We start from the raw sequence: 22,319 nt of genomic DNA on the forward strand, positions 1-22,319 counted from the left end.
AAGTGCGGGACAGGTGGCCGGCGCCTCGACGAACCTGCAGAGTCGTTATAGACGACCATCCCTTACATGGAATGAGGGTTTCGTCCGCCGCGCCCGGCGCAGTTCCCGCACTGATCATTCAACCGGCGCCCCCGCGGCCGCCGCAACCGGTTTACCCGCCGGCGAACACCGAGGCGTACACGGTCCGCCCGTGCTCGGTGACCACCTGCCCGGCCAGCCCGCCGCCGGTGAGTGTGGACAGCCGCAGGTCGAGATAGCGCTCCTCCTCGACCAGGCGCACGTCACCGGCCGGGGCCGGCATCCAGGAGGCCACCTCGGCCAGCCGCGCGCCCCGGTCGCGCGCCAGCTCGGCCCGCAGCTCCGCCATGCTCCCGGCGTCGTACGGCTCAGCCGCCGCCCGCCCCGGCTCCGCCTGCCAGGCGGCCACGCCGTACGCGAAGCAGACCAGCGCCATCCACAGCTCGGCGAAATAGGCCGCGTCGGGCGCCAGCTCCAGCCCCGCGAACCGGTCGCGGACGAAGAACAGCGCCCCGAGCTGCCCCGGCATCAGCTCAAGCCGGCTCCGGAACTGGGTGAGCGTGGCCCGCTTGCGCGACAGGATCTGCTCCAGGTGCCCGCGGGACGGCAGCCCGTACGCGCTGTTGAGCGCGCTGATGTCCGGCCACAGCTTGGCGTAGTCGGACCGCCCGCGCAGCCGCAGCGCCTTGGCCCGCAGCTCCAGCGGCAGCACGAAGAACCACTGGTCGCGGCCCTCCAGGTAGCCGCCCTGGCCGGCCTGGACGCAGCAGGCGTCGTCGAAGCGCCTGGTCTGCCCGGCGCCGAGCAGCGCCGCGGAGCACAGGGCGTGGTTCTGCGCCGCGTCCTGGATGTAGCCGAGGTGCAGCGGCACGATGGCCACGCCCTCGCGGGCGCCGTTGTGCAGCTCCACCTGGCCGTAGCCGACGACCCGCTTGAGCTTCAGCCCGGAGCGGGGCGGCACGATGCCCGGGCGTTCCGGGCCGTACACCGGCACCATGGTCAGCGCCCCGGCGCGCTGCGGGGTGCCCACCCGGTGGCCGCCCAGGTCGAGCGGCACCGGCATGAGCGTGTCCAGGCTGGTCATGTCCGTCCTCCTTCCAGCCGGTCGAGCATCGTCGTACGGATCCAGTCGCGCCCGGGCGCGCAGTGGCCGAACATCCACGGCAGCAGGCCCGCGAAGTCGTCCTGGTGCCAGAAGGACTGGCGCGGCAGCTCCGGCGCGGGGTCGCGCAGGGTCAGGTCGTCGCCACGGGTGAAGGTCGCCAGGCACAGCACCACGGGCGTGGTGACGCCGGCCCGCGGCAGCGTGGCCGCCACCCTGGACAGGTCGCCCGGCAGGTGGTTCTCGTAGCCGTCGGTCACGATCACCACCAGGTCGGGCGCCGTGTCCAGCGCGTCGAGCAGCCCGCCGGCCAGGTCGGTGGCCCCCGCCGGAACCCCCTCCGTCCCGCCGGTCTCGATCACGGTGAGCCGCTCGCAGACCTCGGCCAGCATCAGCCGCAGCGCCACGGCCTGGGACATCACGGCCCACTCGCGCTCGCCGTACCCGCGCATCGAGCCGGACGTGTCCAGCACCATGGCCACGCTCGCGTCGAGGCGGGGCAGCCCGCGGGTCGCCCGCGCCACGTACCCGGCCAGCGCCGGGCGCAGCTCGGCGGCCGGTCCGCCCTGGTAGAGGTGGACCAGCGTCGCGGCGATGTCACCCCGGTTGGTGGGCGTGACGATCGGCGGGTGCTCCCTGACCGGGTCGAGCGGCGCGGGCGGCTCCTGCGGGGCCGCCGCGCCGTACGTGCCGGGCGCGTAGAGCGCGCGCACCCGCTTGACCGCCCTGGCCGGGTCCGACGTGAAGCGCAGCAGGCTCCTGCGCAGCCGGCCGGATCCGGTGTCGCCCCCGGCGATCAGGCGGGCGCACCCGCGCGCGGTCGCCTTGCCGAGCGCGTGCTCGAAGCAGTCGACCAGGGCGGGACGGCGCGCCTCGATCAGCGCGTCCACGTCCGGGTGCTCCAGGACGAAGGCGACGATGGCCCGGGTGGTGTGCTTGTGGTTGGCACGCAGCCGGCGCAGCGCCAGGAGGACCGTGAGCGCGTACGCGGGCGGCAGGCCGAACATGAGCGCCCTGGTCACCTTGGCCAGGGTGGCCCGGGTCCGGTCGTCCAGCCCGGCCTGCGAGGCGGCCAGCGTCCTCAGCAGCACGCGGGCGCGCTGCCAGGGGAGCACACCGGGCACCAGCGCGAGCAGCGCGTATCCCTCGGGGTCGCTCCGCTGGGCATTCCGGTGGAGCTCCGCGTCGTCCCAGACCGGCTCGCCGCCCCTGGACAGAACCAGTGGGACATCATGCGTCCGGAAATGCAGGAGAAGAGGTGGGGTGTCCACGGTATGCGAGTTTAAGAATTAGCTCCGGAAAATCACACCGATTTTCTTCCGTCACGATTCGCACGATTTCCGGAAATTCGCCGGGCGGAAAACGCGGTCAGCCGGCGGCCATCCTGACGTCGAGCCAGACGAGGCGGTGGTCGGAGCTCGGGAAGGGGAAGACGCCGGTCAGCCGGGACAGCGGGTCGGCCTGCGGCGGCCAGAAGACGCCACCGCCCACGGCCCTCAGCCGCCTGGCCGGCAGCACGTAGTCGGCGCGGAGGTTTCCGGGCGCGGTGTCGGCGAAGTCGGCGGTGTCGTACTTCGGGTCGCCGGTGTGCGTGGCGTTCGCGCCGCCCTGCAGCGCCGCCGCCTCGGCCGCGCCCGCACTCGACGGCGCGGACCGGCCGTCGATCCTCGGGTGGTCGAGGAGCTGGTGGATCGCGCCCTGGTAGCTGTCGCCGTCGTTCGGGTCGGCGTTCTGGTCGCCGGCGATCACGAAGGCCGCCCCCGGCTCCAGCCCGCCGCGCCTGCCCCGGTCGTCGTAGAGGTAGCCGCCCCGGCCCGGATGCGTGTAGTCGGCCCACAGCCTGATCTCGTCGTGGTTGCGGTGGCCGTTGCGGTCCTCCGCGCCGTCGAACGTGGGCGGCGTCGGATGGCTGGCCAGAAGGTGCACGGTACGGTGCCCGACGCGTACGGGCACGTCCCAGTGGCTCTTCGAGGACAGGCGGAGCACCCGCAGCTCCTCGGCCGAGTACCAGCCGGGCGGCAGCGCGGCCCCGGGCATGTCCTTCCAGAGGAACTTCTGGAACGTGCGCACCCCCCGGGTGTCGATCGGGTGCTTCGAGTAGACGACCATGCCGTACTGCCCGGGGAAGGCGCCGAAGCCGTACGCGTCGTCGCCGTAGCCGGGGGCGCCCGGGGTGGTCACCGCGGAACCGTCGTTGTTCAGGTCGAAGCCCGAGGCCAGGCCGGTGTTGCTGGGGGCGGTGAACCGGTACGGATAGCTGATCGGCCGCGCGCCGCCCTGCCCCACCGACAGGTAGTTGTCCTGGAAGAGGCGGGCGGCGGCACCGGCGGCGTCGTGGTCGAACTCGTTGATCAGCAGCACGTCGGGCCGTGCCCGCTGGACGATCTCGGCGATGACCTTCGCCTGCGCGTTGTCCGGGGTGGACAGGTCGCTGACGAGCTGCCCCTCCGCGCCCCGGTTGAGCGAGGCGTTGAAGGTGGCGAACCTGACCCGCGTCTGGGCCTGCGCCGGGACGGGGACGAAGACCGCCGCCGCGACGACGACCGCCAGGACACAACGGAAGATCATGGTGTCTCCCCTCGCACGGGCCCGTGGCCGGATCATGGCATCTCGCGACCGGACGCGCCAGTCACCATTCCCCCGCGATCAGCGGCGCGCGCGGTCCTCGATCACGGAGGCCGCCTGGGGCGCGACCCGGTCCGCCCAGACCGCCAGGACCTCCGCCAGCCGGGGCAGCTCGGACTCCAGCACCGCCAGGCCGGGGGTGGGCACGGTCGCGCCCAGCTCCACCAGCAGCGGGCGCAGGTGCACCTCGACCGCCAGCGCGTGCTTGGCGTCCCCCATGACCAGCACCGGCAGCGCCGCCTTGCCCGCCAGCGCCTGGGACGGCAGGCGGTCGAGGAACGACTTGAGCAGGCCGGTGTAGGTGCCCTTGTAGGTCGGGCTGGCCACCACCAGCACGCTCGCCTCCGCCACCAGCTCCAGCGCCACCTCCACGCCTGGGGACGAGCCGGGGGACAGCAGGTGCGGCCCGAGCGCGGACAGGTCCACCACCTCGAACGGCACCGCTTCATCGAGCCCGACGGACCCGTTGCCGGCCGCCCTGATCCCGGCGTCGATCCCGGCGTCGATCCCGGCACCCCCTGCCACCCCGCCCCCAGCCACCCCGGGCCCGGGTGCGTCGAGGCGTCGCTTGACCGCGCGGGCCGCCTCCGCCGCCACGGTCAGGGTCCTGGAGCCCTCCCGCGGGTTGCCGACCAGTGCGACGACGCTCATCGCCCCACCGCCACGATGGCGCGCGCCCAGCCGGTGACGAGGCCCGGCCACCTTCTGCGGCCGAGGTCCGCGCGGGGTTCCGCGTCGAGCCCGAAACCCTCCTCCGCCTCGTCGTCCGGGAGGTCATACCAGTGGACGTCGCCCTCGCGTTCGCCCGGCGCCGGATCCCAGCGCGATGTCGTCGTCTCAGCCATGGGAGGCCGTCACCTTCCGTTCCCGCGCCCGCGCCGCGGCGAGTTCGTCGCGCAGCAGGCTTCCTACGTGCCGTCGGTGCTCCGCGAACGCCGGATGCGCCCGCGAACCGCCCTCCATGGGATCAATCCCCACTTTCACCACTTCCTTGACACGGCCCGGGCCCGCCGTCATCACCGCGACCCGCCGCCCGAGGTAGACGGCCTCGCCGACGTCGTGCGTGACGAAGACGACGGTCTTGCCCGTGTGCCGCCAGACGCGTACGAACCGCTCCTGCAGCCACTCGCGCGTCCGCGCGTCCAGCCCGGCGAACGGCTCGTCCATCAGCAGCACGCCCGGGTCGAACGCGAGGCTGCGCGCGATGGCCACCAGCTGCCGCTCGCCCCCGGACAGCTCGTACGGATACCGCTCCTCGACGCCGGACAGCCCCACGACCCCGAGCAGCTCGCGCGCCCGCCGCGCCCGCTCCCGCACCGGCACCGCCCTGGCCTCCAGCCCGAACTCCACGTTGGCCTGGGCCGTGCGCCACGGGAACAGGGCGTACTGCTGGACGACGACGCCCCGGTCGAGCGCGGGCCCGGTGACGGGCGCGCCGTCTAGGAGAACCTGGCCGGCGGTCGGCCGGGTGAGCCCGGCGATGAGGGCGAAGACGGTGGACTTGCCGCAGCCGCTGGGGCCGACGAGCGTGAGCAGCTCGCCGCGGCGCACGTCGAGGTCGAGGCCGGACAGCGCCGTGAACGGCTCGCCGGCGTCGCCCTGGAACGTCTTGGTCACGTTCCTGAGGCTGAGGTGAAGGCCCTGGCTCATGCGTACGAAGCTACGAGCAGGCACGCATGAAGTCAACATTTCCTACATGAGATATAGAGAATACCCGGTCGATAGGCTCGTCCCCTGACAACGCTGACGATCGAGAGAGCTCATGATCTTCATCACCGCCAAGTTCCGCACCCTGCCCGAAGACGCCGACCGCTGGCCGGAGATCACCGCCGAGTTCACCGCGGCCACCCGCGCCGAGCCCGGCTGCCTGTGGTTCGACTGGTCCCGCAGCCTCGACGACCCCACCGAGTACGTCCTGGTGGAGGCGTTCCGGGACGGCGAGGCGGGAGCGGCGCACGTGCAGTCGGCCCACTTCAAGCAGGCCCAGCGGACGCTGCCGCCCCACCTCGCCGAGACGCCCCGCATCGTGAACACCACCCTCGACCAGGACGGCTGGTCCGAGCTGGGCGAGATGGCCGTCCCGCCCAAGGCCGAGTGACCCAGCGGGCGCTGCGCATGCCTCGTTACGCGAACGTTACGAGCCCCGTGCATCCTCGATAGGGGCGTTCTTCCAGCTCACAGGCCACATGTCAGGGCGGATACGTTTTTTTCCGGGTTATTGACGAAAAAGCGGGGGCGTCGGCAGACTCTGCACATGTCACATCCCCGTGGCCCCCTGTCACAACTCCGGCGCGGGCACGAAGAGCTCGTGCTCGGGCTGCTGCGCAAGCACGGCCCGCTCAGCCGGGGCGAGCTGGGCAAGCACTGCGGACTGTCCCGCACGACCCTGTACGACATCCTCGCGGACCTGGTCTCCAGCGGCGCGGTCGTGACCGCGACCGCGCAGGAGGCGCCGCGCGGGCGCGGCAGGCCGGCTGAGACCCTGACCCTCAACCCCGACGCCGGCCAGGCGATCGGCATCGACTTCGCGCGCCGCGGGCTGCACGTCGCCGCCGTCAACCTGGCCCACGAGATTGTCGGCTCGGCCAGCGAGCCGCACGCGGCCGACCTGCCGTGGGAGCAGCGCGTCGCGCTGGCCGAGCGGCTCGTCGGGTCGCTGACGGGCACGGGCTCGGGGACGCTGCGGCTGGGCGCGCTGAGCGCGATCGGCGTCGGCGTGGTCGGCCCCGTCAACGGCCCAGTCAGCGGTCCCGCCAGTGGACCCGCCGATGGCCCCGCCAGCGGCCTCGCCGGGGAGCCCGCTGAGGAGGCGGGGGCGGACCGTGGGGACGGAGACGTTCGCGAGGCGGTCCCGCATCCCGTGCAGACGCTGTTGCGCGAGCGGTTCGGCGTGCCCGTGCTGATCGACAACAACACCCGCCTCGCCGCGCTCGGCGAGGCGATCTGGGGGGCCGCCGCCGGCGGGCGGGACGTGCTGTACCTGCGCCTGTCCCACGGTGTCGGCGGCGGGCTGGTGGTCGGCGGGTCGCTGCACCGCGGCGCGTACGGCCTGTCCGGCGAGTTCGGCCACATCACGGTCGAGCCGGACGGCGCCCGCTGCGACTGCGGCGGGACCGGCTGCCTGGAGACCGTCGCCTCGATAAGGGCCGTGCTGGACGCCTACCGCGCCGCCGGTGGCCGGGCCGGCGACGTGCGCGAGCTGGTGAAGGCCGTGGAGGGCGGCGACGCGAGCGCGCTGACGCTGCTGGACGGCGTCGGCACCAGGATCGGCGAGATGCTCGCGGCCCTGTGCAACGCGATCGGCCCCAGCGTCATCGTGATCGGCGGCGAGCTCGCGGAGACCGGCGACGCGCTGGCCGGGCCGATCGAGCGGGCGCTGCACGACCACGTCATGCCGGTCTCCCGGCATCGGGTGAGCCTGCGCCGGGCCACGCTCGGCGAGGTGGCCGGCGCCCTCGGCGGGATAGCCCTGGTGCTGCACGAATCCCCGCTGCTTTCTCGCTATCCGGCAGGACCGGATCTCGCAACAGAGGACTTGATGAACCCATGACCCAGCTCACCGCGCTGGGCAAGTCGTCGGCGGCTCCGGCCGTGCGGCGCGGCCCGAAGCGCTCGCGGCGCGCCATAGCGCTCAACCTGATCGCGGTCGTCATCGGCCTCCTCATCTGGACGTCGCTGGCCACCATCGGCGTGCAGGGCCTGCCCAACCCGCTCCAGGTGGCGGGCAAGGCCGGCGAGCTGGTCGCCGACGGCACGCTGCTGATGGACTCCCTGGCCAGCCTGCGCCGGGTGCTGCTGGGCTTCCTGCTCGGCACGCTGCTGGCGGTCCCGATCGGCTTCCTGATGGGCTGGTACGCCACCGCGCGCGGCCTGCTGGAGCCGTACGTGCAGTTCTTCCGCACCATCCCGCCGCTGGCGATCATCCCGCTGGCCATCGTGCTCATGGGCATCGGCGAGGTGCCGAAGGTCTTCGTGATCTTCCTGGCGTCGTTCCTGTCCAGCGTCGTGGCGACGTTCCAGGGCGTGGTGGACGTGGACAAGACGCTGATCAACGCCGCCCGCGTGCTCGGCGCGTCGGACCGGACCATCTTCCTCAAGGTCGTGGTGCCGGCCTCGACCCCGTTCATCCTGGTCGGGATGCGGGTGGGGCTCGGCTCGGCCTGGGGCACGCTGGTGGCCGCCGAGCTGATCGCCGCCCAGGAGGGCCTGGGCTTCCGGATGCAGCAGGCCCAGCTCTACTACGACCTGTCCACGATCTTCGTGGGCCTGATCGCCATCGGCGTGCTCGGCCTGCTGATGGACCGGCTGCTGCTGCTGGCCGAGCGACGCCTCACCAACTGGCAGGAGCGCCGATGAACACCAAGATCTCGTTCAGGGACGTGGTCAAGACCTACCCGATGAAGGACGAGACCTTCACCGCGCTGGACCACGTGTCGCTGGACATCGCCGACCGCGAGTTCGTCACGGTCGTGGGCCCCTCGGGCTGCGGCAAGAGCACGCTGATGAGCATGGCCGCCGGGCTGGTCGAGCCGGACTCGGGCGAGGTGCTCGTGGACGGCCGGCCCGTCACCGGGCCGGGTCCGGACCGGGGGGTGATCTTCCAGCAGTACGCGCTGTTCCCGTGGCTGACCGTGCGCAAGAACGTCGAGTTCGGGCTGAAGCTCATGGAGCTGCCGGCCGATGAGCGCAGGCGGCGGGCCGAGCGGGCGATCGAGCTGGTCGGGCTGTCCGACTTCGCCGACGCGCTGCCCAAGATGCTGTCCGGCGGCATGAAGCAGCGCTGCGCGATCGCCCGCGCGTACGCGGTGAACCCGGGGGTCCTGCTCATGGACGAGCCGTTCGGCGCCCTCGACGCCCTGACCAGGGTGCAGCTCCAGGACCAGCTCCTCGACACGTGGAGCCAGGAGCAGCGCACGGTCATGTTCATCACCCACGACGTGGACGAGGCCGTCTACCTGGCCAGCCGGGTGATCGTGATGGCCGCCAGGCCCGGCCGCATCCAGCAGATCATCGACGTGGACCTGCCCTACCCGAGGACCGAGGAAATGCGGTTGTCGCCCGAGTTCGGGCGGATCCGCAACGAGGTCTGGCACGCCGTATACCACCAGGCACCCGCCGCATCGGCGGCCTGACAAACCCCCCAGAAAGGACTGATCCGCCATGCGTTCTCTTCGTCGCGCCCTGACGGCCGCCTCGGCGGTGAGCCTGATAGCACTCTCCGTGACGGCCTGCTCCGACGACGGCTCCACGGTCAGGTTCGGCTACATCAGCGACTACAACGGCGCGAGCCTGCTCGCCATCGCCCAGAAGCAGGGCATGTGGGAGAAGCAGGGGCTCACGCCCGAGATCAAGGTGTTCACCAACGGGCCGCTGCAGATCCAGGCGCTCGGCGCGGGTGACCTCGACTTCGGCTACATCGGCCCGGGCGCGATGTGGCTGCCCGCCTCCGGCAAGGCCAAGGTCGTCGCGATCAACACGCTCGCGTACGCCGACCGTGTCATCGGCCGCCCCGGCGTCAAGACCATGCAGGACCTCAAGGGCAAGAAGGTCGGCGTGCCGGAGGGCACGTCCGGCGACATGGTGCTCAACCTGGCGCTGCAGAAGGCCGGCATGACGGCCAAGGACATCCAGAAGGTGCCCATGGACCCGGCCACCGTCGTCTCGGCGTTCGCCGCCGGGCAGATCGACGGGGCCGGCATCTGGTACCCGCTGATCGGCAACATCAAGCAGCAGGTGCCCGACATGGTGGAGATCGCCAGCACCAAGGAGTTCCCCGACAACTCGTTCCCGACCGCGTTCGTGGGCGGCACCGGGGTGGACGCCGAGCTCACCAACAAGGTGATCAAGGTGCTGCAGGAGGCCAACGACTGGCGGGCCGCGCACCCCGAGGAGTCGATCACCGAGGCGGCCGCCCTGCTCAAGCTGGACGCGGCCAAGGTCAAGGCCGACGCCGCCAACGTCCAGATCATGACCACCGCCGACCTGGTCGCCAAGACCAAGGACGGCACCGTGGCCAAGTGGCTGAACAGCCTGGGCGACTTCTTCGTCGGCACCGGCCAGCTCAAGTCGAAGCCGGACCCGGCGACGTACTACACCGGCGACCTCTACGAAAAGGCCTTCACCAAGTGAACCTGCTGTTCCTGATGACCGACCAGCACCGCGTCGACACCCTGGGCTGTTACGGCAACCCGCACGTGGCCACGCCCAACCTGGACAGGCTGGCCGCCACCGGCACGCGGTTCGATCGGTTCTACACGCCGACGGCCATCTGCACGCCCGCGCGGGCCAGCCTGCTCACCGGGCAGGCCCCGTTCCGGCACCGGCTGCTGGCGAACTACGAGCGCAACGTCGGTTATCTGGAGGACCTGCGGGAGGACGCCTTCACCTTCCCGGAGGCGCTGAAGGACCGCGGCTACCAGCTGGGGCTGATCGGCAAGTGGCACGGCGGGACCAGCCGCAACGCCGCCTCGTACGGCTTCGACGGCCCCGACCTGCCCGGCTGGCACAACCCGGTCGACCACCCCGACTACCTGGCGTACCTGGAGGAGCGGGGGCTGCCGCCGTACCGGATCTCGGAGCTGGTCCGGGGCACCACGCCCAACGGCAACCAGGGCAACCTGCTGGCGGCGCGGCTGCACCAGCCGGTCGAGGCCACGTTCGAGCACTACCTGGCGACCCGGGCGATCGAGCACATGGAGCGGTACGCGGCGGACGGTCGCCCGTTCTTCCTGGCCACGCACTTCTTCGGGCCGCACCTGCCGTACCTGCTGCCCGACGAGTACTTCGACATGTACGACCCGAGCCTGGTCGAGCTGCCGCCGTCGATCGCGGAGACGTTCGAGGGCAAGCCCCCGGTGCAGCGCAACTACAGCGCGCACTGGACGTTCGACACGATCCCCATCGAGGTGACCCGCAAGCTGATCGCGGTCTACTGGGGCTACGTGACGCTGATCGACCAGCAGATCGGCCGGATCCTCGACCGCATGGACGAGCTGGGCCTGTCGGACCGGACGGCGGTCTTCTTCACCGCCGACCACGGCGAGTTCACCGGCGCCCACCGGCTGCACGACAAGGGCCCGGCGATGTACGAGGACATCTACCGCATCCCCGGCATCGTCCGCATCCCCGGCCGGCCACCGCAGGTCAGGAACGAGTTCGTCAACCTCACCGACTGCACGGCGACGATCCTCGACCTGGCGGGCTGCGACACCAAGCCGGCCGTGGACAGCCGCAGCCTGGTGCCCCTCGTGCGCGGCGAGCACCCCGAGTGGCCGGCCGAGCTGCTCGCGGAGTTCCACGGCCACCACTTCCCCTACCCGCAGCGCATGATCCGCGACGACCGCTACAAGCTGGTCGTCAACCCGGAGTCGGTCAACGAGCTGTACGACCTGCGGGACGACCCGCACGAGCTGAGCAACCGGTACACCCACCCGGAGCTGGCCCCGGTCCGGCGCCGCCTGATGCGCAGGCTGTACGACCTGCTGCGCGACCGCGGCGACAACTTCTACCACTGGATGACCCCGATGTACGACATCGGGACCTCGGACTACGACCCCACGCTGAGTTCCTTCGAGAAAGAGACCACTGGCCGATGAAGGGAGTCATCCCAAGGACGAGCTCAGGATCGGCCTGATCTCGATGAACAGGACCGGCGCGGTCGCCAAGTTCGACTACGTCAGGACTTATCGCGACTGATCCTCCGATTCCCGTTCTGCGAAACGTGTCCCGTCCGGTACTCCCGGTGTGCTTGACTCCCGCCTGGTAACCACACCCTCTGGGAGGGTTCATGGGGGAGTTCGTAGGGATCGACCCCCGCGGCGCACAAGAACTGATCCGCCGGTTGGAGGCGGGCAAGGGAGTCCTCGGCGGGACGCGGCCCGGGCTCGACGCGGCGATCGCCGAGGCGGGCCAGGACTGGACCGGCCGCCAGGGCACCACGGCCATGCACCGCACCTGGGCGTTCTACCACGAGTCCCAGCAGGACTTGAGGTGGCGCATCGACACGCTGGAGCAGCTCGTGCCGGTGCGCGAGCGAGGCATGCTCACCGGAACGTTCCCCTTCGGCAGCGAGGCGGAGGCCCGGCGGGCCGCCGAGGATACGGCCGTCGCCATCCGCGCGGCCGAAGACGCCGCGGCCGAAGACGCCGCGGCCGGCGGCGAGGTTCCGGACATCGAGGGCAAGGCCGGCGATCCCGCGTACGCGGCGGCGCTGCTGGCGGCCCTCGGGCCGGACGCCTTCACCCGGGCGCTGGACGGCGGGCTGGCCGAGGCGTTCGCGAGTGCCGAACGCACCGGGCGGCTCGGGGACGAGTGGTACGCGCTCGTGGAGAGCGCCCCGCCCGACGTGCTGACCCGGCTGGTCACGCTGGCCGGGCAGTCGGGCACGTTCCTCAACCGGGTGGCGGTGGGGCTGCTGAACCGCCCGCCGGATCCGGGCTGGAGCCCGCAGGGCCTGATCGCGGCGTACGGGCGCGACCCGCTGGCCTTCCAGCAGCTGCTGGCCGAGCACCCGCGCGAGACCCGCGTCCTGCTGGCCGCCGCCGCGGCCGACCCCGCGATCGAGGAGGCGCTCGCGGGCGTGCTGCACGAGGCGATGAAGCCCGGCGCCGGCGCCGACGGGCTGCGGGAGCGGGCCTGGGTCAACGTCGTGCGCGGCATCGACGAGATCGACGCCGAGGCCGACGCGGAGACCGAGGGCCGCTGAGCATGCACAACAGGCACCAGTTGCTCCGCGAGGCGGCCGAGAAGGAGTCGCTGGCCGCCGCCTTCACGCGGTACGCCAGGGGCCTGTCGGACGCGTTCGAGGGCATCCCGACGCGCCCGGGCGACTGCGCGTCCTACTGGACGGGCCCGGCCGCGCAGCGGTTCCTGACGCAGGTGCTGCGGCTGCGCCGCGAGATGGACGACCTCGAGGACAGCTGCCTGTCCACCGCCGAGAACCTGCGCCGCCGGGCCAGGCGGCTGCGCGAGGAGGCGGCGGCCGGTCAGTGCGGGCCGACGTCGGACGACAACCGCTGGGCCAGGTAGATCGGCACCACCGAGGCCACGATGAGCGCGGCCGCCACCACGTTCACCACCGGCGCCTGGTTCGGCCGGAAGAGGTTCTCGAAGATCCAGATCGGCAGCGTGCGCACCCCGGCGCCCGCCGTGAACGTGGTCACGATGATCTCGTCGAACGACAGCGCGAACGCCAGCAGCCCGCCCGCCAGCAGCGCCGACCGGATCATCGGGAACGTCACCAGCCGGAAGGTCGTGAACGGCCCCGCGCCGAGGTCCGCCGACGCCTCCTCCATGCTCGTCCCCGTACGCCGCAACCGCGCCAGCACGTTGTTGTAGACGGTCACCACGCAGAACGTGGCGTGCCCGACCACCACCGTGAACAGCCCGAGCCCCACCCCGAACGGCTCCAGCACGGTGCGGAAGGCGTTGTTGAGCGCGATCCCCGTCACGATGCCGGGCAGCGCGATGGGCAGGATGATCACCAGCGACACGGTCTGGCGGCCGAAGAAGCGGTAGCGCTGCACGGCGAAGGCCGCCATCGTCCCCAGCACCAGCGCGATCGCGGTGGCCCCCAGCCCGGCCCGCACCGAGGTCCACAGCGCGTCGCGCACCCCCGACGAGGCCCAGGCCGCCTCCCACCAGCGGAGCGTCAGCCCGGACGGCGGCCAGCCGAACGTGCGGTCGGCGTTGACCGAGTTGAGCAGCACGACCAGCAGCGGCACGTAGATCACGACCAGCCCGGCGGCGAGCGCGAGCCGGAGCAGCAGCCGGGACAGGCGGGACAGCTTCACAGGTTCTCCAAGGCCCCGGTACGGCGCACCGCCGCCAGGTAGATCAGCATGATCACGACCGGCACGGTCGCCACGGCCGCCGCGAACGGCAGGTTGTTGGCCGCCCCGATGTTGTCGTAGACCACGTTCCCGATGAGCTGGCTCCGCCCGCCGACGATCTTGACGGCGATGTAGTCGCCCAGCGACAGCGAGAACGTGAAGATCGACCCCGCGATCACGGCGGGGAACGTCAGCGGCCAGATGACCGTGCGGAAGACCCGCCCGGCCCGGGCCCCGAGGTCCCCCGCCGCCTCCAGCATCGAGCCGGGCAGCCGCTCCAGCCCCGCGTAGATGGGCAGGATCATGTACGGCAGCCACAGGTACGCCAGCGTCAGCACCGTGGCCGTCACCCCGAAGCCCCAGCCCAGCAGCCCGCCCGACGACAACATGACCCGCCACGCGTACGCCTTGACCAGGTAGCTCGCCCACAGCGGCGTCAGCACCGCGATCACCAGCCAGCGCCGCGCCCGCGGCGAGGCCAGCTTGGCCATCGCGAACGCCATCGGGAAGGCCACCACCAGGTCGATCGCCGTCACCGCGAGCGCCACCCCGATCGAGCGCAGCGCGATCGTCCGGTACACCTCCACCGTGACCAGGTCACGGAAGTTCGCCCAGGTGAACGTCCTGATCAGCTCGCCGGTGAAGGTGTCCGTGCTGTAGAACGCGGTGACGAGCAGCGCCCCCAGCGCGCCCAGGTAGGCCAGCCCCAGCCACGCCAGCGGCGCCGACAGAAGCAGCGACAGCCGTACGCCTGCCCTGCGGTGCAGGAAGGCCGCGACTCGGGTCAACCCTTGATCTCCGTCCAGGCCCGCGTCCACTCGGAGTAGTCCTTGCACTTCACGTCCGTGCGGCCGTCGAGGCACTGGGCGATCGGGGTGGTCCAGTAGTGGACCTTCGAGAAGTACGTCTCGTCGGTGGCGTGGAAGGTCTCGCAGTGCTTGGCGTCGGCGGTCTCCTCGCACGCCTTGGCGTTCGAGGGCGCCTCACCGAAATACTCGGCGACCTGCGCGTTCGCCGTGGGCGAGATGATCCAGTCGAGCCAGCGGTAGGCGCAGTTCGGGTGCGCGGCCTTGGCGGCCACCATCCACGTGTCCGACCAGCCGGTGGCGCCTTCCTTCGGCAGGACGGCCTCCACCGGGGCCTTCTCGCTCTTGGCCACGTTGACGATGACCTGCCAGGTCGTGCCCACGACGGAGTCGCCGCTCTTGAACGCCTGGATCTCCTTGGTGTAGTCCGACCAGTACTCGCCGACGATCTGCTTCTGCTGCTTGAGCAGGTCGACGGCGGCCTGGAACTGCTTGTCGTCCAGCGCGTACGGGCTCTTGATCCCGAGGTCGGGCTTGGTCGCCATCAGGTAGACGGCGGCGTCGGCGATGTAGATGGGCGAGTCGTAGGCCGTGACCTTGCCCTTGTACGGGGAGTTCGGGTCGAACACCACGCTCCACGAGTCGGGGGCGGGCTTGACCGTGTCGGTGCGCCACATCAGCAGGTTGGCGCCCCTGCCGTGCGGGACCCCGTACGGGACGCCGTCCACGGAGTTCCACGGCTTGCTCTTGAGGCCGTCGAACACGTCGGTGTAGTTCGGGATCAGGCTCGTGTTGACCGGCGCGACGGTGCCGGCCGCGATCAGGCGCAGGGAGGCGTCGCCGGAGGCCGAGACGGCGTCGTACTGGCCGGTCCTCATGAGGGTGACCATCTCGTCCGAGGTGCCCGCGACCTTGGTGTTCACCTGGCAGCCGGTCTCCTGCTCGAACGGGGTGACCCAGTCCACCTTGGGGTCGTTGGTGCCGTCCTCGACGTAGCCGGCCCAGGCCACGAGGTTGACCTCGCCCTCGCCGGTGCCGAGATTCTGCAGGGCGTCGATCTTCGGCGGGACGAAGCCGGTCTGGCCCGGCGCCGGGGCCGCGCCGCCGGTGGGCGTGGTGGAGCCGCCACCGCAGGCCGTGACCAGGACGAGTGCCGCCGCGGTGATGACTGTTCCGGTCGGTCGCATGCCTTCTCCTATTGACGATGCTCCTGCTTCGAGGGCTCCTGCTTCGAGGGCTCCTGCTTGACGGGGACTCCTGCTTGACGGGGACTCCTGCTTCACGAGGTGATGGCGAACTCGTGCCGCCGCTGCCACACGAGCCGCACCCGGGCCCCTCTCAGCCCCATCACCTCCATGGACGAGACCTCGAGGTTCTGCTGCAGCGCGATCAGCCGCCCGCCGGCGTCGAGGTCGACGACGAACCTGGTGGCCGCGCCCGCGTACACGACCTCGGCGACCGTCCCGGTGGCGGAGTGCTCCCCGGGGCCGGCCCCGCCGGACTCGCCGGGCACCACGCGCAGCTTCTCCGGGCGCACGCTGAACGTGCCCGGACGGCCGAGGATCTTCTCGGCGGCGGCGCCGGAGATGAGGTTGGAGGTGCCCACGAACCCGGCCACGAACTCGGTGGCGGGCCGCTCGTAGATCTCGGCCGGCGTGCCGACCTGCTCGATCCGGCCCCGGTCGAACACCGCGACCCGGTCGCTCATCGTCAGCGCCTCCTCCTGGTCGTGCGTGACGAACAGGAACGTGATGCCGACCTCGCGCTGCAGCTCCTTCAGCTCGACCTGCATCTCCTCGCGCAGCTTGAGGTCGAGGGCGCCGAGGGGCTCGTCCAGCAGCAGCACGCGGGGCCGGTTGACCAGTGCCCGGGCGAGCGCGACCCGCTGGCGCTGGCCGCCGGAGAGCTCGCCGGGGCGCCGGCCCTCGAAGCCCTCCAGGCGCACCGAGCGCAGCGCGGCGGCGGCCCGCTCGCGCCGCTCGGCCCTGGGGATCCGCTTCACGCGCAGGCCGTACTCGACGTTGGCCCGCACGTTCATGTGCGGGAACAGCGCGTAGTCCTGGAAGACGGTGTTGACGTCGCGCTCGAAGGGGGCCAGGCGGGTGACGTCCCGGCCGCCCAGCTCCACCGTGCCGGCGGTCGGCGTCTCGAAACCGGCGATCATGCGCAGGACCGTGGTCTTGCCGGATCCGGACGGGCCGAGCATCGCGAAGAACTCGCCGTCGCGGACCTCGAGATCGATGCCGTCCACGGCCGTGACCGGCCCGAACTCCTTGCGCAGCCCGGTTAACCCCACGGCCGCCTCGCTGCCTGGCATAACCGAAAACATATGATTTCAAATGTTTCGCGACAAGAGTGATTCCTGTAGCAATGTCGTTGACGTGGGAGGGGTGGGGGCGATGGCGGCGAGCGGGTCCCATCTGGCCGTGTTCGCACCCGTGGGAGGCGCCGGCCGGGTGGACGCCGTCGTACGCCGGCTCGCCGACGCCATCGCCCTGGGCCTGCTGGCCGACGGGGAGCAGCTCCCCTCGGAGGCGGAGCTGGCGGCGCGGCTCGGCGTCTCCACGGTGACGCTGCGAGAGGCGCTCATGGCGCTGCGCCAGCGGGGGCTGGTCGAGACGCGCCGCGGGCGGGGCGGCGGCAGCTTCGTCCGCACGCCGCAGGAGCCGCTGGAGCTCGGGGCGCGGCTGCGCGCGTTCGCCGTGGACGAGCTGCGGGACCTGGGCGACCACTACGCGGCCATCGCCGGCGCCGCCGCGCGGCTGGCGGCCCGGCGGGCGCTGCCCGGGGACGTGGCGCCGCTGTGGCGATCGCTCGACGACATGGCCACGGCCTCGGCGCAGGCCGGCTCGGGGGCCGCGCTCCGGCGGCTGGACGGGCGCTTCCACGTGGAGGTCGCGGCGGCTTCGCAGTCGGCACGACTCACTCAGGAGGAGATCCGGTTACAGGCCGACATCGGGCCGTTGCTGTGGCTTCCGTACGACGAGCCGGGCGGGCACCATGAGGCCACGGCCCAGCATCGCGCCATCGCCGAGGCCATCCGCCGCGGTGACCCCGGCGAGGCCCGCGACCTGGCCGAACGGCATGTGCTCGACGCGATCGAACGGCTGATCGAGCTGCGGCTGCGGCTGGCGGACGCCTGACCGCAGGGCGGATCGGCGGCCGGCGGGTGGTGGCGGGCCCGAACCAGGCACGGAGGTGCACGATGCCCCAGCCCCCGACCCCAGCCCCACCGGATCCCCGCGACGGCGCGGATGGAGAGGTGGGGCGGGCCGTGGCCTGCGTGCGTGCGGCCGTGGAGGGCGTCTTCGCGGCGCTCGACGACGTACGGGAGCGCACGGCGGTCCTGATCGCCGGCCGGACGCGGGCGGGACGGCCCCTGGGCAAGGCGGACCTGGCGACGCTGCGGCCCGCGTTGTTCCGCCGTCTCGGCGGGCTCGTGGCCGGCATCGGGTTCATCGCCGCCCCGGGCCTGCTGGAGGACGCGCCGTGGTGGCTGGAGTGGTGGCAGGACGACCCGTCCGGCCGGCCGGTGCAGCTCCTGCGCGACCTCGACCCGGCCAGCAGCGCCTTCTACGACTACACGCACTGGGAGTGGTACACGGGACCGGCCGGCGGGGCCGAGCGGACGATCTGCGGGCCGTACGTCGACTACCTGTGCACCGACGAGTACAGCCTGACCCTGTCGGTGCCCGTGACCGCCGGGGGCGGGTTCGCCGGGGTGGCGGCGGCGGACGTGTTCGTGCGGCGGTTCGAGGGGGAGATCGTGCCGGTGCTGCGCGAGGTGCCGGTGCCCGCGTTCGTGATCAGTGCGGCCGGGCGGGTGGTGGCCTCCAACACGGCCAGGTGGATCGGCGGGTCGGTCTTCCGGGGTGAGGCGGGGTTCGAGACACACCCGTGCGGCGGGCTGCCCCTGTCGCTCGTCGCCGCAAGCACCGCAAACGGCTTACGGGTTTCACGCAAGAATTTGAGGCATCGCTGAAAGTAGTTCACAGGGCCTTGTGGAGCGGTGTGCGGGGGGCCTAATGTCGCCTCACCCCCAGAACCAGCGCCAGCGAACCGGCGCCGGCGGAACCAGCGAGAATCGAGCACGCGATGCCTCGTACCCTCACCGCGGCGCTCCTCGCCGCCGCCCTGGCCTGCGGCCTCTCCGGCCCGGCCCTGGCAGACTCCCCCGGGCCCGCCCCGGTCGTGACGCGGGCGGCCCTGGATCCGGCGCTGGTCGCGGGCCGGGGCGCCGACGTGGCCTTCGCCGAGCAGGAGGCGGAGAACGCCACGACGAACGGCACGGTGATCGGGCCCGACCGCAGCGCGTACACGTTGCCCGCCGAGGCATCCGGGCGCAGGGCGGTCCGGCTGGCGCCCGGGCAGCACGTGGAGTTCACGCTGCCGGCCAGGGCCAACGCGATCACCGTGCGCTACAGCATCCCCGACGCGCCCGGCGGGGGCGGCATCACGGCGCCGCTCGACGTCACGGTCAACGGCAGGGCCCGCACCACGATGACGCTGACGTCGCAGTACGCGTGGCTGTACAACCAGTACCCGTTCACCAACGACCCCGGCGCCGGCCTGCTGCACCCCGACTGGTGGATCACCGAGTGCTCGTGCGTGCCGAGCGCCACCACGCCGCCGCCCGTGATCGCGAAGCCGTTCCGGCCGAACCACTTCTACGACGAGCAGCGCCTGCTGCTCGGGCGCACCTACCGCGCGGGCGACCGGGTACGCCTGACGGTCCCGGCCGGCAGCAGGGCCGGATGGACGGTCGTCGACCTGCTCGACTCCGAGCTCGTCGGCCCGCCGAAGGTCGAGCTCCTGGCGGCCGACGTGCTGGCCTTCGGCGCCGACCCCACCGGGCGGCGCGACTCGGCGAACGCGATCGACAAGGCCATCGCGTTCGCCAAGCGCAAGGGGCTGAAGGTGTACCTCCCGCCGGGGACGTACCAGGTGAACCGGCACATCATCGTGGACGACGTGACCATCACCGGCGCCGGGAGCTGGTACACGATCGTCAAGGGCCGCGAGGTCGCCCTCCCGAGCCCGGCCCCCGACGGGTCGGTGCACACGGGCGTCGGCTTCTACGGCAGGCCCGCCGCCGAGGGCGGCAGCCGCGACGTGCACCTGTCGGACTTCGCGATCGAGGGCGACGTACGCGAGCGCATCGACACCGACCAGGTCAACGGCATCGGCGGCGCGATGAGCGACTCCACCATCGACGGCCTGCACATCCGCCACACCAAGGTCGGCATCTGGCTCGACGGCCCGATGACGAACGTGCGGATCACCAACAACGTCATCGTCGACCAGATCGCCGACGCCCTCAACTTCCACACCGGCGTCACGAACTCGGTCGTGTCGAACAACTTCATCCGCAACACCGGCGACGACGCCCTGGCCATGTGGTCGGAGAAGGGCGCCAACACCGGCAACACGTTCGACCACAACACCGTGCAGACGCCCACGCTGGCCAACGGCATCGCCGTCTACGGCGGCGGGGACAACACGATCTCCGGCAACCTGATCGCCGACCCGATCAGGGAGGGCAGCGCGCTCCAGGTGGGCTCCCGCTTCGGGGCCGAGCCGTTCACCGGGCGGCTGGACATCACCGGCAACACGACGGTCAGGTCCGGCACCTACGAGCTGAACTGGAACATCGGCCTGGGCGCCATCTGGTTCTACGCGCTGGAGCGGGACATCTCCGCCGACATCAGGGTGACCGGCAACCATTTCCTGGACAACACCTACAACGCGATCATGCTGGTGAGCGAGTGGTCGGTGAAGGACCTCTACTCGATCGACAACGTGCACTTCAAGGACATCCGGGTGGACGGCACCGGCACCTCGGTGGTCAGCGCGCGGGTGAAGGGGTCGGCCACGTTCGAGAACGTCGACGCGCGCAACGTCGGCGCGGTCGGGGTCAACAACTGCGGGTCGTTCGGCTTCCCCGCCACCGGCTCGGAGTTCTCCCTGGCCGATCGCGGCGGCAACGACGGGGGCTGGCTGGCGCCGTGGCTGCTGCCGAACACCATCACCTGCGACGACCGCCCGCCGGTCGTGGCGCCCCCGCCCCCGTCACCCTGGTGAGGCGGGGAACAGCGAGCAGAAGTTCCGCACGAGCGGGTTCGGGTCGCCGGTGCGCCAGGTCACGTCCAGCGTGACGACCCTGGTCTCCGGCGACAGCGGCCGGAACACCACGTCACCGCGCCGCAGCCGGGCCACCGACTCGGGCACGATCGACACGCCGATCCCCGCCGCGACCAGGCCCACGATGGTCTGCATCTGCACGGCCTCCTGGACGATCCCGGGCTCGAACCCGGCCGCCCTGGCCACGGCGGTGATCTGGTCGTACAGGCCGGGCCCGTACCGGCGGGGGAACATCACGAACGGCTCCCCCGCCAGCGCCGCGGCCGGCAGCGGCGTGCGGGTGGCCAGCGGATGGCCGCTGGGCAGGGCGGCGAGCAGCAGCTCGCGGGCCACCGTCCGGGTGGACAGCATTTCGGCGGCCGCCCCGGCCAGCGGCGCGTGCAGCAGGCCGACGTCGAGCAGGCCCTGCCGCAGCTCCTCGGCCTGCTGCGCGGTGGTCAGCTCGCGCAGCTCCACCTGCACGGCGGGGTAGCGGGCGCGGAAGCGCCGCAGCACCCTCGGCAGGGTCAGGTTGGTCGCCGACCCGACGAACCCGATCGCCAGCCGCCCCGCCTCGCCCCGGCCCGCCCGCCTGGCCGCCTCGGCGGCCAGCTCGGCGTGCGCCAGGCTCGTACGCGCCTCCGCGACGAACGCCTCGCCCGCCGGCGTGAGCCGCACCTGCCTGGTCGTCCGCTCGAACAGCTGCACGCCCAGCTCCTCCTCCAGCTTGCCGATCTGCTGGCTGAAGGGCGGCTGCCGGACACCCTCGCGCAGCGCCGCGCGGCCGAAGTTGAGCTCCTCGGCGAGCGCCACGGCGTAGCGGAGCTGCTGCAGGTTCACGCCATCACCGTACGGTCACCGCACGGTCACCGCATGGCCGCCAGGCCCCTGACCACGGTGGTGGCCAGCGTGCCGATCTCGGCGATGCCGATGGTCACCGTGTCGCCGTCCTGGAGCGTGAAGGGCAGGTCGGGGACCAGGCACGTGCCGGTGGCCAGGATCGCGCCGTCCGGGAAGGCGTCGGCCCGGAACAGGTAGCCGGCCAGGTCGTCCAGGCGCCGGTTGAGCTGGGAGGTGCTGGCCTTGCCCGCCCACACGGTCTCCCCGGCCCTGGCGATGCTCAGCGAGATGTCCAGCGCGTACGGGTCGGCGACCTCCCACGCGGGCCTGATCGCCGGCCCCACCGCGCAGCCGCCCAGGTAGATCTTGGCCTGCGGCAGGTAGAGCGGGTTGACGCCCTCGATGGTGCGCGAGCTGACGTCGTTCACCACGGTGTAGCCGACGATCTCGCCGTGCGCGTTCAGCACCAGGCCGAGCTCGGGCTCCGGCACGTCGATCTCCGAGTCCTCGCGGACCGCGATGCGGCCGCCGTCGCCGGAGACCTTCCACGCGACCGACTTGAAGAACAGCTCGGGCCGCTCGGCGTCGTAGACCAGCTCGTACACGTCGGCGGCCCGCTCGCTCTCCAGCACCCGGGCCTCGCGCGAGCGCCGGTAGGTGACGCCGGCCGCCCACACCTCCATGCGCCCGTCCACCGGGGCGAGCCGGCTCACGGACCCGGACGGGTGCCGCGGGCCGTCCGCCGCCGCGCACCGCTCGCGCAGCCCATCGGAGGACAGCCGGAGCAGCTCGCCCACGGTGGTGACCCCGGACAGCTCCACCACCTGCTCACCGTCGTCGACTCCGACCGCGTCGGCGCCGGTCAGGGGGCTGGTGAACCGTACGATCTGCATGCCTGCTCCTAAGCTCCGTCAGAAGAGGGGCACAATGTCATCCGATGAATTGTCCCCTACGGGATCAACTTAGTAGTTTGCCGGG

Annotated in this window: 23 protein-coding genes; 11 read left to right on the forward strand and 12 right to left on the reverse strand. The window is 71.8% G+C overall.

Annotated features, from left to right (window positions below; translation table 11 throughout):
• Nucleotides 1–151: 151 nt before the first annotated feature.
• The 6 genes from ACTWPW_RS34235 to ACTWPW_RS34260 all read right to left on the reverse strand — a co-directional run bounded on the left by ACTWPW_RS34235 (nt 152) and on the right by ACTWPW_RS34260 (nt 5,395).
• On the reverse strand, nt 152–1,102 hold the full coding sequence (locus ACTWPW_RS34235) for an ARPP-1 family domain-containing protein (RefSeq protein ID WP_375111670.1): 951 nt from the start codon (nt 1,100–1,102) through the stop codon (nt 152–154).
• Nucleotides 1,099–2,391, reverse strand: coding sequence for a hypothetical protein (locus ACTWPW_RS34240; RefSeq protein WP_443171047.1), 1,293 nt, complete (start codon nt 2,389–2,391; stop codon nt 1,099–1,101). The genes ACTWPW_RS34235 and ACTWPW_RS34240 overlap by 4 nt, the downstream gene beginning before the upstream one ends.
• Nucleotides 2,392–2,488: 97 nt before the next feature.
• A complete protein-coding gene (locus ACTWPW_RS34245) occupies nt 2,489–3,688 on the reverse strand; it encodes an endonuclease/exonuclease/phosphatase family protein (RefSeq protein WP_443171048.1) in 1,200 nt (399 codons plus the stop codon).
• 78 nt (nt 3,689–3,766) lie between these two features.
• The gene (locus tag ACTWPW_RS34250; RefSeq protein WP_443171049.1) at nt 3,767–4,396 is read right to left on the reverse strand and encodes an NADPH-dependent FMN reductase; all 630 of its coding nucleotides are present in this window, start codon (nt 4,394–4,396) and stop codon (nt 3,767–3,769) included.
• Nucleotides 4,393–4,590 carry a hypothetical protein gene (locus tag ACTWPW_RS34255; protein ID WP_375111674.1) on the reverse strand — a complete coding sequence of 66 codons (198 nt, stop codon included), beginning with the start codon at nt 4,588–4,590 and terminating at the stop codon, nt 4,393–4,395. Before ACTWPW_RS34255 ends, ACTWPW_RS34250 begins: the two co-directional genes overlap by 4 nt.
• Nucleotides 4,583–5,395: an ABC transporter ATP-binding protein gene (locus ACTWPW_RS34260; protein WP_443171050.1), complete on the reverse strand. Its 813-nt coding sequence runs from the start codon at nt 5,393–5,395 to the stop codon at nt 4,583–4,585. Before ACTWPW_RS34260 ends, ACTWPW_RS34255 begins: the two co-directional genes overlap by 8 nt.
• A gap of 112 nt (nt 5,396–5,507) precedes the next feature.
• Here ACTWPW_RS34260 and ACTWPW_RS34265 point away from each other — a divergent pair, with 112 nt between their 5' ends.
• The 8 genes from ACTWPW_RS34265 to ACTWPW_RS34300 all read left to right on the forward strand — a co-directional run bounded on the left by ACTWPW_RS34265 (nt 5,508) and on the right by ACTWPW_RS34300 (nt 12,772).
• Entirely contained in the window at nt 5,508–5,843 is a 336-nt protein-coding gene (locus ACTWPW_RS34265) for a putative quinol monooxygenase (RefSeq protein ID WP_364122127.1), read from the forward strand.
• A gap of 156 nt (nt 5,844–5,999) precedes the next feature.
• The gene (locus tag ACTWPW_RS34270; protein WP_443171051.1) at nt 6,000–7,295 is read left to right on the forward strand and encodes an ROK family protein; all 1,296 of its coding nucleotides are present in this window, start codon (nt 6,000–6,002) and stop codon (nt 7,293–7,295) included.
• Nucleotides 7,292–8,101 (forward strand): ABC transporter permease, encoded by an 810-nt coding sequence (locus ACTWPW_RS34275; RefSeq protein ID WP_375111677.1) that lies wholly within the window; start codon nt 7,292–7,294, stop codon nt 8,099–8,101. The genes ACTWPW_RS34270 and ACTWPW_RS34275 overlap by 4 nt, the downstream gene beginning before the upstream one ends.
• Nucleotides 8,098–8,877 carry an ABC transporter ATP-binding protein gene (locus ACTWPW_RS34280; RefSeq protein ID WP_364122118.1) on the forward strand — a complete coding sequence of 260 codons (780 nt, stop codon included), beginning with the start codon at nt 8,098–8,100 and terminating at the stop codon, nt 8,875–8,877. The genes ACTWPW_RS34275 and ACTWPW_RS34280 overlap by 4 nt, the downstream gene beginning before the upstream one ends.
• Nucleotides 8,878–8,905: 28 nt before the next feature.
• Complete coding sequence (locus ACTWPW_RS34285; RefSeq protein WP_443171052.1) at nt 8,906–9,874, forward strand: aliphatic sulfonate ABC transporter substrate-binding protein; 969 nt, start codon at nt 8,906–8,908, stop codon at nt 9,872–9,874.
• Nucleotides 9,871–11,340 (forward strand): sulfatase-like hydrolase/transferase, encoded by a 1,470-nt coding sequence (locus ACTWPW_RS34290; RefSeq protein WP_375111680.1) that lies wholly within the window; start codon nt 9,871–9,873, stop codon nt 11,338–11,340. The genes ACTWPW_RS34285 and ACTWPW_RS34290 overlap by 4 nt, the downstream gene beginning before the upstream one ends.
• Before the next feature lie 191 nt (nt 11,341–11,531).
• Nucleotides 11,532–12,449, forward strand: a complete 918-nt coding sequence (locus tag ACTWPW_RS34295; protein ID WP_443171053.1) for a hypothetical protein — start codon at nt 11,532–11,534, stop codon at nt 12,447–12,449.
• A gap of 2 nt (nt 12,450–12,451) precedes the next feature.
• Nucleotides 12,452–12,772 (forward strand): hypothetical protein, encoded by a 321-nt coding sequence (locus ACTWPW_RS34300; RefSeq protein ID WP_364122107.1) that lies wholly within the window; start codon nt 12,452–12,454, stop codon nt 12,770–12,772.
• Here ACTWPW_RS34300 and ACTWPW_RS34305 read toward each other — a convergent pair.
• The 4 genes from ACTWPW_RS34305 to ACTWPW_RS34320 form a co-directional block, all read right to left on the reverse strand.
• Nucleotides 12,730–13,536 (reverse strand): ABC transporter permease, encoded by an 807-nt coding sequence (locus tag ACTWPW_RS34305; protein ID WP_443171054.1) that lies wholly within the window; start codon nt 13,534–13,536, stop codon nt 12,730–12,732. The genes ACTWPW_RS34300 and ACTWPW_RS34305 overlap by 43 nt on opposite strands.
• Entirely contained in the window at nt 13,533–14,363 is an 831-nt protein-coding gene (locus ACTWPW_RS34310) for an ABC transporter permease (RefSeq protein WP_443171055.1), read from the reverse strand. Before ACTWPW_RS34310 ends, ACTWPW_RS34305 begins: the two co-directional genes overlap by 4 nt.
• Nucleotides 14,360–15,568, reverse strand: a complete 1,209-nt coding sequence (locus ACTWPW_RS34315; RefSeq protein ID WP_375111684.1) for an ABC transporter substrate-binding protein — start codon at nt 15,566–15,568, stop codon at nt 14,360–14,362. The genes ACTWPW_RS34310 and ACTWPW_RS34315 overlap by 4 nt, the downstream gene beginning before the upstream one ends.
• A gap of 92 nt (nt 15,569–15,660) precedes the next feature.
• Entirely contained in the window at nt 15,661–16,698 is a 1,038-nt protein-coding gene (locus tag ACTWPW_RS34320) for an ABC transporter ATP-binding protein (RefSeq protein WP_443171056.1), read from the reverse strand.
• A gap of 82 nt (nt 16,699–16,780) precedes the next feature.
• On the opposite strand from ACTWPW_RS34320, the gene ACTWPW_RS34325 reads away from it, so the two are divergent.
• The 3 genes from ACTWPW_RS34325 to ACTWPW_RS34335 all read left to right on the forward strand — a co-directional run bounded on the left by ACTWPW_RS34325 (nt 16,781) and on the right by ACTWPW_RS34335 (nt 20,462).
• On the forward strand, nt 16,781–17,524 hold the full coding sequence (locus tag ACTWPW_RS34325; protein WP_443171057.1) for a FadR/GntR family transcriptional regulator: 744 nt from the start codon (nt 16,781–16,783) through the stop codon (nt 17,522–17,524).
• A gap of 62 nt (nt 17,525–17,586) precedes the next feature.
• Complete coding sequence (locus ACTWPW_RS34330; RefSeq protein WP_443171058.1) at nt 17,587–18,363, forward strand: hypothetical protein; 777 nt, start codon at nt 17,587–17,589, stop codon at nt 18,361–18,363.
• A gap of 113 nt (nt 18,364–18,476) precedes the next feature.
• Nucleotides 18,477–20,462, forward strand: a complete 1,986-nt coding sequence (locus tag ACTWPW_RS34335; protein WP_443171059.1) for a glycosyl hydrolase family 28-related protein — start codon at nt 18,477–18,479, stop codon at nt 20,460–20,462.
• Here the strand turns inward: ACTWPW_RS34335 and ACTWPW_RS34340 are convergent.
• Together ACTWPW_RS34340 and ACTWPW_RS34345 are read right to left on the reverse strand one after the other, a co-directional pair.
• Nucleotides 20,451–21,341 (reverse strand): LysR family transcriptional regulator, encoded by an 891-nt coding sequence (locus tag ACTWPW_RS34340; RefSeq protein ID WP_375111689.1) that lies wholly within the window; start codon nt 21,339–21,341, stop codon nt 20,451–20,453. The genes ACTWPW_RS34335 and ACTWPW_RS34340 overlap by 12 nt on opposite strands.
• Nucleotides 21,342–21,367: 26 nt before the next feature.
• The gene (locus ACTWPW_RS34345) at nt 21,368–22,234 is read right to left on the reverse strand and encodes a fumarylacetoacetate hydrolase family protein (protein ID WP_375111690.1); all 867 of its coding nucleotides are present in this window, start codon (nt 22,232–22,234) and stop codon (nt 21,368–21,370) included.
• Nucleotides 22,235–22,319 lie beyond the last annotated feature (85 nt).

Source organism: Nonomuraea sp. KM90 (assembly GCF_052246675.1).
Lineage (GTDB): Bacteria > Actinomycetota > Actinomycetes > Streptosporangiales > Streptosporangiaceae > Nonomuraea.

Excerpts from the sequence above, each read along its gene's own strand:
- ACTWPW_RS34330 (WP_443171058.1), top strand. The coding sequence starts at position 17,587 with ATGCCCCAGCCCCCGACCCCAGCCCCACCGGATCCCCGCGACGGCGCG.
- ACTWPW_RS34250 (WP_443171049.1), bottom strand. The coding sequence starts at position 4,396 with ATGAGCGTCGTCGCACTGGTCGGCAACCCGCGGGAGGGCTCCAGGACC.
- ACTWPW_RS34335 (WP_443171059.1), top strand. The coding sequence starts at position 18,477 with ATGCCTCGTACCCTCACCGCGGCGCTCCTCGCCGCCGCCCTGGCCTGC.
- ACTWPW_RS34280 (WP_364122118.1), top strand. The coding sequence starts at position 8,098 with ATGAACACCAAGATCTCGTTCAGGGACGTGGTCAAGACCTACCCGATG.
- ACTWPW_RS34255 (WP_375111674.1), bottom strand. The coding sequence starts at position 4,590 with ATGGCTGAGACGACGACATCGCGCTGGGATCCGGCGCCGGGCGAACGC.
- ACTWPW_RS34245 (WP_443171048.1), bottom strand. The coding sequence starts at position 3,688 with ATGATCTTCCGTTGTGTCCTGGCGGTCGTCGTCGCGGCGGCGGTCTTC.
- ACTWPW_RS34315 (WP_375111684.1), bottom strand. The coding sequence starts at position 15,568 with ATGCGACCGACCGGAACAGTCATCACCGCGGCGGCACTCGTCCTGGTC.
- ACTWPW_RS34295 (WP_443171053.1), top strand. The coding sequence starts at position 11,532 with ATGGGGGAGTTCGTAGGGATCGACCCCCGCGGCGCACAAGAACTGATC.
- ACTWPW_RS34345 (WP_375111690.1), bottom strand. The coding sequence starts at position 22,234 with ATGCAGATCGTACGGTTCACCAGCCCCCTGACCGGCGCCGACGCGGTC.
- ACTWPW_RS34260 (WP_443171050.1), bottom strand. The coding sequence starts at position 5,395 with ATGAGCCAGGGCCTTCACCTCAGCCTCAGGAACGTGACCAAGACGTTC.
- ACTWPW_RS34320 (WP_443171056.1), bottom strand. The coding sequence starts at position 16,698 with ATGCCAGGCAGCGAGGCGGCCGTGGGGTTAACCGGGCTGCGCAAGGAG.
- ACTWPW_RS34270 (WP_443171051.1), top strand. The coding sequence starts at position 6,000 with ATGTCACATCCCCGTGGCCCCCTGTCACAACTCCGGCGCGGGCACGAA.
- ACTWPW_RS34285 (WP_443171052.1), top strand. The coding sequence starts at position 8,906 with ATGCGTTCTCTTCGTCGCGCCCTGACGGCCGCCTCGGCGGTGAGCCTG.
- ACTWPW_RS34265 (WP_364122127.1), top strand. The coding sequence starts at position 5,508 with ATGATCTTCATCACCGCCAAGTTCCGCACCCTGCCCGAAGACGCCGAC.
- ACTWPW_RS34235 (WP_375111670.1), bottom strand. The coding sequence starts at position 1,102 with ATGACCAGCCTGGACACGCTCATGCCGGTGCCGCTCGACCTGGGCGGC.
- ACTWPW_RS34300 (WP_364122107.1), top strand. The coding sequence starts at position 12,452 with ATGCACAACAGGCACCAGTTGCTCCGCGAGGCGGCCGAGAAGGAGTCG.
- ACTWPW_RS34325 (WP_443171057.1), top strand. The coding sequence starts at position 16,781 with ATGGCGGCGAGCGGGTCCCATCTGGCCGTGTTCGCACCCGTGGGAGGC.
- ACTWPW_RS34275 (WP_375111677.1), top strand. The coding sequence starts at position 7,292 with ATGACCCAGCTCACCGCGCTGGGCAAGTCGTCGGCGGCTCCGGCCGTG.